Annotated in this window: 7 protein-coding genes; 4 read left to right on the top strand and 3 right to left on the bottom strand. The window is 27.7% G+C overall.

Going from position 1 to position 8,554, the window contains the following annotated elements; genetic code table 4:
- Positions 1–450: 450 nt before the first annotated feature.
- From ACXYRR_RS03165 to pyk, 3 genes are all read right to left on the bottom strand, one after another.
- Positions 451–1,191 (bottom strand): hypothetical protein, encoded by a 741-nt coding sequence (locus ACXYRR_RS03165; RefSeq protein ID WP_458597869.1) that lies wholly within the window; start codon positions 1,189–1,191, stop codon positions 451–453.
- A complete protein-coding gene (locus tag ACXYRR_RS03160; RefSeq protein WP_458597867.1) occupies positions 1,184–2,611 on the bottom strand; it encodes an Eco57I restriction-modification methylase domain-containing protein in 1,428 nt (475 codons plus the stop codon). The genes ACXYRR_RS03165 and ACXYRR_RS03160 overlap by 8 nt, the downstream gene beginning before the upstream one ends.
- A 165-nt stretch (positions 2,612–2,776) precedes the next feature.
- Complete coding sequence (gene pyk, locus ACXYRR_RS03155) at positions 2,777–4,210, bottom strand: pyruvate kinase (protein WP_458597865.1); 1,434 nt, start codon at positions 4,208–4,210, stop codon at positions 2,777–2,779.
- A 256-nt stretch (positions 4,211–4,466) separates the two neighbouring features.
- Here pyk and ACXYRR_RS03150 point away from each other — a divergent pair, with 256 nt between their 5' ends.
- From ACXYRR_RS03150 to ACXYRR_RS03135, 4 genes are all read left to right on the top strand, one after another.
- The gene (locus ACXYRR_RS03150; RefSeq protein ID WP_458597863.1) at positions 4,467–5,309 is read left to right on the top strand and encodes a MurR/RpiR family transcriptional regulator; all 843 of its coding nucleotides are present in this window, start codon (positions 4,467–4,469) and stop codon (positions 5,307–5,309) included.
- A gap of 79 nt (positions 5,310–5,388) precedes the next feature.
- A complete protein-coding gene (locus ACXYRR_RS03145) occupies positions 5,389–7,383 on the top strand; it encodes a PTS fructose transporter subunit IIABC (protein WP_458597861.1) in 1,995 nt (664 codons plus the stop codon).
- Positions 7,370–7,651, top strand: a complete 282-nt coding sequence (locus tag ACXYRR_RS03140; protein WP_458597859.1) for a hypothetical protein — start codon at positions 7,370–7,372, stop codon at positions 7,649–7,651. Before ACXYRR_RS03145 ends, ACXYRR_RS03140 begins: the two co-directional genes overlap by 14 nt.
- Positions 7,644–8,546, top strand: a complete 903-nt coding sequence (locus ACXYRR_RS03135) for a type I phosphomannose isomerase catalytic subunit (RefSeq protein ID WP_458597857.1) — start codon at positions 7,644–7,646, stop codon at positions 8,544–8,546. Before ACXYRR_RS03140 ends, ACXYRR_RS03135 begins: the two co-directional genes overlap by 8 nt.
- Positions 8,547–8,554 lie beyond the last annotated feature (8 nt).

The following is an 8,554-nucleotide window of genomic DNA, read 5'->3' as shown; positions in this document are numbered from 1 at the left end:
TTTTTAAGGATATAACTTAGATTTTATTAAAATACACAAGAATTTTTATAATGTCAATCTCTCATTCCTTCAATTTCAGAACTTCATTTATTGATGGTTTTAACTGAGTTATTCAAAGCTAACCCCCTCTAACTTGCTAAATTTGCATAGAAAACAACTTGTATTAAAAATACAAGCAGTTTTTGATTTTAGCAAGTTAAAATATTTAATTACACTTCTATATATATATATATATATATGAGCAGTAGTTATAAGTTTCATATTTTAACTTCCTTTCTAGCTATATGTATTAAATATAAGTTATTTAACACAAAAAATATTTATATAAATTATAAACTAAAATTTATAATTTGGCTGTTACATTGCATAAAAAGTAAAATTTATGGTAAAAAGTTTAAATATGAGATTTGTTATAAAAACAATAAAGAAATAAGAATTTAGTGTTTATTATTAAATCGAAAGGATGTGAAAAACAACTTTTTGAATAAATAATTCATAATCATTTATTATTAAATTTGAATCTGTTTGTGTATTTTTATCATATGAAGATATTTTAGAGAAGGAGAATTTGTTATTATGTTTTATATCAAGGAAAAATGTAGAAAAAGTTTCATAGTCTTTAAAATCTATATTATCATAATTAAAATTAATAATACCGATAAATATTTTTTCAGGAGAATGAAAATATATTTTTGTATTATCTTTACCTAATATTCTGTATTTTATTAAGTCATTTTCAGTAACTGTTTCTCATTTTTTGATAATACCAACATTCTTAGAAAAGCAAGGAAGTTTTTCAGGTATAAACAAGATTTGATAATAAGGAATATTTGCACTTCGAATGTTTGCTACTTCCCCTAATAAATTTTCAAAATAATTATTCTTATTTTGTTTAAAATTAGACATAACAAATTTTACCCCGACTGCAGCGATATTTACATCGTTTTTCTTTATTAATATATCAACTGTTTTATCCATATATCTACCACAAATCTTCTCTTCTTTGCCATCTTTTAAATCTAATGAAACAACTTTGTAGATATCATTTTTATCTTTAAGTTGTTTTAATTTGTTAAATATATCCTTTGCGATCTGACTATGTAAAATTCTTAGCTTCCTATTACTTCTTGAACCATTGATAATATAAGAAACAAAACTCTCTTTTAAAATTTCTAAAATCTTATTATTCATTATCATCCAAACTTTCTGCATATAGTTTATAACATATATATTTTTTTAAATCACTAGTTGAAAAGGTGTAATAACCTCCGTTTTTGTATTTACCTAATATTTCAATGTATTTAATAAAATATTCATTTAATATTTCTTTTATCTTTTTAAAAGAAATATCTCCGATTATGTAAAGTCCAGAGTAAATTGCAGTTCCAGGATCTATAATATTTAGTTTAATATCTTTTTGTGCTTTTATCAGGGTGTTTATAGATATTTTTTCCTTATATACATCTTTTATAGCCTGTGTCCTTCCAAAACCATATCAGATGCCATTTTTTTCTATACTTCGTGCATTAAGAACATCCTTGTTGTTTAAAAAATAATCTTGCAAATTCTTTTCGAAAGAAGAAAAATTTTTTAAATTACCATTGATATCATAAGGAAAGATTATATTTTCATAATTACCTGTCGAAGCTTTGTATGCAGGGATAATATATTTTGAATCAAATAAAAAATTTTTACTAATAAATATTTTATCAGCAAGAGTTGCTATTCCGTTTTTCACAAAAAAGTTTTTGCATTTTTTATCCGGAAATGTCAATATCTTCTTAATGGTGTTTAGATTTTCTATGTTCGAAAAATAGAAGTTATTATTAATAAAATAAATATTTGGACTTAATTCAGATATAAATTCCTTTTTACCCAAACCTGATCATTGAAAATATTTAGTTGTTTCATTCTTTTTCGATTTATTTAAGGTAAATATACCAGTATAAGCAGTAATGCCTTGAAAAGGTTGGTAATGCTTAAGGTTGATAAAACTTTCAAAATGAAAATTATCGATAATATATTTTCTGAAATTTGTTCCTGCTCTGCTGTTTGTAATAGATGTAGGTGTTATATAACTTAATATTCCAGTATCATTAAGCATATTAATTCCTATTTCATAAAAAACTATAAATAAATCTGTCATCCCTTTGCTCGAAAACTTCATCGATTTAATAGCATCATAATTTTCCACTAGATTATGGATTCTAACATATGGAGGATTTCCGACAACATAATCCATTTTATTGTTATATTTATCGATTTGTATCGCATCTGCATTTAATATATCTCATCAAACTTCTTTTATTCTTCTTTCTTTTAAAATAGAATCTAAATTATTTATACATTGTTCAACTTTATCTGTTTGTATCTCGATACCGTGTATGTATTTAGATAAATCTTTTTCTATATTATCATAGCTACCGTTTTTTTGATAATAAGCATCACAATACCGATTAACAATTTCTTTTAAGAATGCCCCATCACCACAAGAGTTATCAATAATATGTTTGTTAAGAATAATGTCATCTTTATAAGATATATTATCTAGCATCATATCAACAACATTCTTGGGTGTATAAACTTCTCCTAAATATTTTACTTTGCTCATATTTTTATTTTATCATTAATTGATCATTCTTATATAATAATGTTAAGTGATTTAAAATATATAAAAAAGCAGAGTATAGTGATAATGTCATATAAAAACACTGTGTATTACGATACACTGTGTTTAAATTCATCTAAGTATAATGTTTCTTAATTATAAAATTTCTTATTCCACTGTATGTTCGGTAAATTTCTCGTTTTCTACTACTAAGAATTTATCACCTTTTTGAATTCCGTAAGGAACTAAGGCTAATTGAGCTTTATTATAATCCGCCTTGATTTCATTAAATAGTTTCTTTGAATCTACTGATACAAAGACACCTGAGTAGATACCGAAACCATTTATAAGTTTTTCATTATCTACCAATCCAATAGTAATTGTATTAGGACGGAACTTAGAAACATGTTTTAAGAGATGTCCAGTTCTTGAAAGAACTACAACATATTTATAATCTCCATCTTTTACTTTTTTTGCTATGTGGTAAGCAATTTGGGTTCTTTTATCGTGTTGATTAGAGTTATTTCAAACACTTTCAAGTTGTCTTCCGTAGTAGTGTCTAGAATAAAATTCTTTTTCAGCACGTTTAGAAATATTAGTCATTGTTTTAACAGCTTCAAGGGGGAATGATCCGTTTGCACTTTCGCCTGAGAGCATTGTTGAATCGGTTCCTAATTCAACTGCATAGTAAACATCTGTAACTTCAGCGCGGGTCGGGTGTGGTGAATTTTCCATTGAATCCAGCATTTGGGTTGCTACAATAACTGGTTTACCTGCTTCCCGACACTTACGAATAATTTTCTTTTGGTAATATGGGACATCGTAGTAAGGGATTTCAAGACCTAAATCACCACGAGCAACCATGATTCCATCAGATTCCTTGATAATATCATCGATATTAATGCATCCAAGGTGTGATTCGATTTTTGAAATAATTTGAATGTGACTGCCCCCATTTTCATCTAAAAGTTTTCTTAGATCTTTTACATTTTTTGCTGTATTAACAAATGAAGCTGCTATATAATCAACATTTTGTTTAATCCCAAATTTAACATCTTCAATATCCTTTGTTGATAAAAATGGTAGAGAAAAGTCTACACCAGGCAAATTAACACGTTTGTTAGTCTTAACTTTATGAGTATTTTCAGCACGGACTTTTACAAATCCAGTTCCTACTTCAATTACAACTGTAGTAAGTTTTCCATCATCGATTAAAACTTCATTACCCACACATAAATCTTGCGACATATCGTATGCAACTGTTATTTCAGTTGGAGTCCCTTCAAAAGTTGCATATTTATCTGCTGTGGTATGAATTAAAACTTCACTACCAGCACTTATCACTTGCATCCCATCTTTCATTTTTCCGATTCTGATTTCAGGACCTTTGGTATCTAACATTAATGAAATAGGGATATTTAATTCCTTAGATACTTGTTTTGCAAGATTAAATTTATTTAATTGTTCTTCATATGAACCATGACTAAAGTTTGCTCTAATGGTTGAAGCACCATTTAAAACAAGAGAACGCATCATTTCCAAATTATCGCTAGAAGGACCGATTGTAGCGACTAATTTTGTTCTTTTGTCGGTTAGTTTCATTTAATTCTCCTTATTATTGATATATTATTTATTGTACCAAAAATATTATATTTTTTTAGCAGCATTTTTTCTTTATCGCAAATTTATGCAACTTTTTGAACAAATATAAATATAATTTTGTGTATTTTTTATAAGATTATGTTTATATACGGATGTTTTTGCTATATTTTGTAGTAAAAAATTTAAATTTGCTTAATTTATTAAAAATATTTCCATAATCACATTAAAAAAGCAAAACTTGCAGTAAAATTACATTATGAAGCAAGAATCAACATATTTTTCTAAAAGACAACTTGATGAATTAACTAAAACCGAAATGAATTTAATTGAATTTGCATCGTTATATCCTGATGAGTTTTATAAATCATCAATTAAACAACTTAGTAATAAAACTGATATATCTATTTCGGTAATATCAAAACTAGCTAAAAAGCTTAATTTTGATTCATTAAAAGATATGCAATTTTTTGTTTATCATAATTATTTAAATACTGATTTAAATTCCAATGAAAAACAAGATTATCCAAAATTTATTCTAAAACAGTTGTTTTTGTTTTATAAAGAAAGTATTTTTCGAACATCACATTTAATCAACTTAAATGATGTTAATAACTGTGTACACAACATAATACAATCAGATAAAGTATATTTATATGGAGCAGGTAGTTCTTATTTGTCTGCATCTGAATTAGGAATAAATTTGCAAAAAATAGGTGTAAATGCTATTGCATTTAGAGATTTTCATTCACTATTATTGATTTCAAGTCAAAAAGATATAGAAAATAAATTTGTGGTTTTGTTTTCTAAATCGTGTGATACCAAGGAAATTAAATTTGCAGTTGATTTATTTATGCAAAACAATATTAAATTCGCACTTATCAGTGCAAATAAGCAAGCAAAAGAAAAATATGATAATGTAATTTTGTATTCGACGCTGGAGCAAAACAAACGATTTATTTCAATATCATCAAAAATTAACCAACAATTTATTGCTGATTTAATTTTCTTGTTAATTTCACATCTTAAAGTTAAAAATTATGATTCAAAATATGCTGAAAATATAAAAATTCTTAATGCATGAAATAAAAATAATTTCTAATTTTTAATTCATATAGAGAAATTTTTTTCTTTTATCCTTCCTGTAAATAACAAAAGATAGAATTATTACAGGAGGAAAAATGAATGTATTTAAATCTGGATACATCTTTATAGATAAATCATTTAATGATAAAGCAGAAGTATTCAATTTTATCGCAAATAAAGCATATGAACTTTCAATTTCAGATTCGGTTGAAAAAACTTTTGCTGCTTTGCAGCAGCGAGAAGAAGAGTTTTCAACAGGAATGGAAAAAGGATTTGCGATTCCTCATTGTCAATCTGAAAGTATTTTGCAACCTGCTTTGTTTTTCATTAAATCAAAGACACCAATTTCATGAGATACCTTTGATAAAAGTGATGTACATAATATGTTTGTGATTTTGATTCCAAAAGAAAACAAAAATAACTTGCATATGCATACTTTAGCTAAGGTTTCTACTATTTTACTTGATTTACAAACAACCGAAGAACTACAAACAAGTAATGATGTCAGCCGAATATACAATCTCATCGATTCGTATTTAGAAAATAAAGATTTAGCAACTACAGCATCAAAACAGGGCAAAAAAGTAATCGGAATTACATCTTGTGCAGTCGGTATTGCTCATACATATTTATCAGCAGAAACACTACATAATAAGTTAAGTGAATTAGGATATCAACCTAAAATAGAAACACGTGGATCAGTCGGAATTCAAAATCAACTTACACAGCAAGACATCAAAGATGCAGAATTTGTAATTATTGCTTCAGATGTTAAAATTCCCTTAGAAGATTTTGATGGTAAAAAAGTCTATGTAACATCAACAAAAGAGGCAATTCACAATCCAGATATTGTTATACAAAAAGCATCGCTGGCACAAATCTATCATAATGAAAATAAGGTAGAAAAAAGTAAAGATGATACCAAACAAGGAGTTTTAAAGCATATTATCAAAGGGATATCATATATGATTCCGTATGTTATATTTGGTGGTATTATGATAGCGATTTCCTTAGGATTAGGTAAAGCTATTTATGGAAATAATACATCTGCTCCAAAAGGAGATTTCCTATGATGGCTGCTTGAAATCGGGGTTGTTTCATTTACCTTGATGATTGGTGCATTAGGTGGATATATAGCATATTCAATTGCAGGACGAGCTGCAATTATGCCTGGTTTTGTAGTATCGTTTATTGCTAATAAAAATGATTTATTCTTTAGCATAGGTGGAATTTCAGCAGCAACCCCGATGGGGTTTGTCGGAAGTATTCTGTTTGGATTATTAATAGGTTATACTGTTAAGTGGATTGCTAATTTAAAAATTCAAAAATCAATTTCTGCTATTATACCTATGTTTGTAATACCAATCGGAGTAACTTTATTTTACTCTATGCTTGTAATTTTTGTCATAGGAGCTCCAATAGGTTATGTGATGGATCGCTTTATTGAAGCTTTAAAACATATCTTTACAAAAGATTCTAACATCGGAATATGAATTGCATTGTTGCTTGGTATTTTATTAGGAGGAATGGCTGGTTTTGATATGGGTGGTCCGATAAATAAGGTTGCATTTTTATCATCATCTGCACTTGTAACACAAAGTATATTTGAACCTATGGGTATGGTAGGTGCTGCAATTCCTGTTGCTCCACTTGGAATGGGTTTTGCTACCTTGATTTTTAGAAAGAAATTTAGCAATAATGAAAAATCACTGGGTGCATCAGCTATTTTGATGGGATTTATTGGTATTTCAGAAGGGGCTATTCCATTTGCTGTTGCTGATCCAAAAAGAGTTATTACAGCAAATGTAATTGGTTCAGCAGTAGCAGGGGGAATTGCAGGTGCTTTATCAGTGACTAATGCAGCAGCGCATGGTGGACCAATTGTAGCAATTTTAGGTGCAGTAGGTTCGAATGTACACGGAACTGGACTTGGTATTCTATTTTATTTTATTGCTATTATCATCGGAACTACTATTACAGCATTAATTTATGGTTTTTGAAAAGACAAGGAAATTAACAAGGATTCTAAGTTTGCAGCAGCAATAACAAAAATAAATTTCTGAAAGAAAGGTAAAAATGCTAAAAACTAAGTTTTTAAAATATAAAGATTGAATAATCCTATATACTATTATTTTTGTTGCAGTAGTCTTGCTAATTGTAGGTATCACTTTAACTGCTCTCGGAGCACCAGAATATAAAATATTTGTTGCTAATGCAATTACAAAAGGAAAAAGTGTTATAAACATTTCACAATTTATCTATGGGATATTCTTGTTAGTTCTATCAGGATTATTACTTATTTTATTAGCATTATTTGCTAACTCTGCTTTTAATAAGAAATTAAGAAACAATGAATAAAATTATCTTTTTAAAACCTTATTTTAAACAAACATTATGAGCTAATAATAATATTAAACAAATGTATCGTTTGGATTTTAATGCTGGTGAAGCGTGATTGATATCAGCAATCAAAGATTGTGAATCTGTAGTTGCACATACAAAGCAAACCTTAAATGAATTTATCAAAAGTCATTCAGAATTTTTCGGTTTAACAAAAAAGCAAGCTCAATCATTTATATATCCGAATTTAACTAAGTTTTTGGATGCGAAGCATCCATTAAGTATCCAAGTACACCCTGATGATAACTACGCAAAAGCATTTGGTTCATTAGGTAAAAATGAGTGTTGGTATGTTTTAAAAAACAATCATCAGCCCTTTATTTTAGGGACGAATACAGATCAAAAAGAAAAGATATCTAAATCAATTAATTCTTCGGATATTGAACAATATTTAAATAAAGTGGGTTTGCAAATCGGTGATTTTGTTTTTATTCAAGCAGGATTAGTCCATGGAATCCCATCTGAAACAATGGTATATGAATTACAACAATCTAGTGATATTACATATCGGCTTTATGATTACCAAAGAGTCGATGAGAACGGAAAAATGCGACAAATACATAGCGATCAATCACTAGAAACGATGAAATTGGAACTTCAACCAAAAATTCAAAAATACCAAAAAAACGCCTTATATAATGCGGCAAACTTTAATTTATCGGTATATGATTTAAATAATGAAGAGATAAAGATCAAAAACAAAGCAAAGCATTGTTTGGAAATAGTTGTTTATTCAGGTATTGGTTTTATTAATGATGTTACTATAAGAGCAGGGGATGTTTTACTTGTTAGTTATGCTTTAAAAGATGTATTAATAAAAGGTTCTATGAAAATATTTATTAATGTGTTATAAAAACCTAT

It is taken from the genome of Mycoplasma sp. 246B, from assembly GCF_054353935.1.
This window is presented reverse-complemented; position numbering and strand designations above follow the sequence as displayed.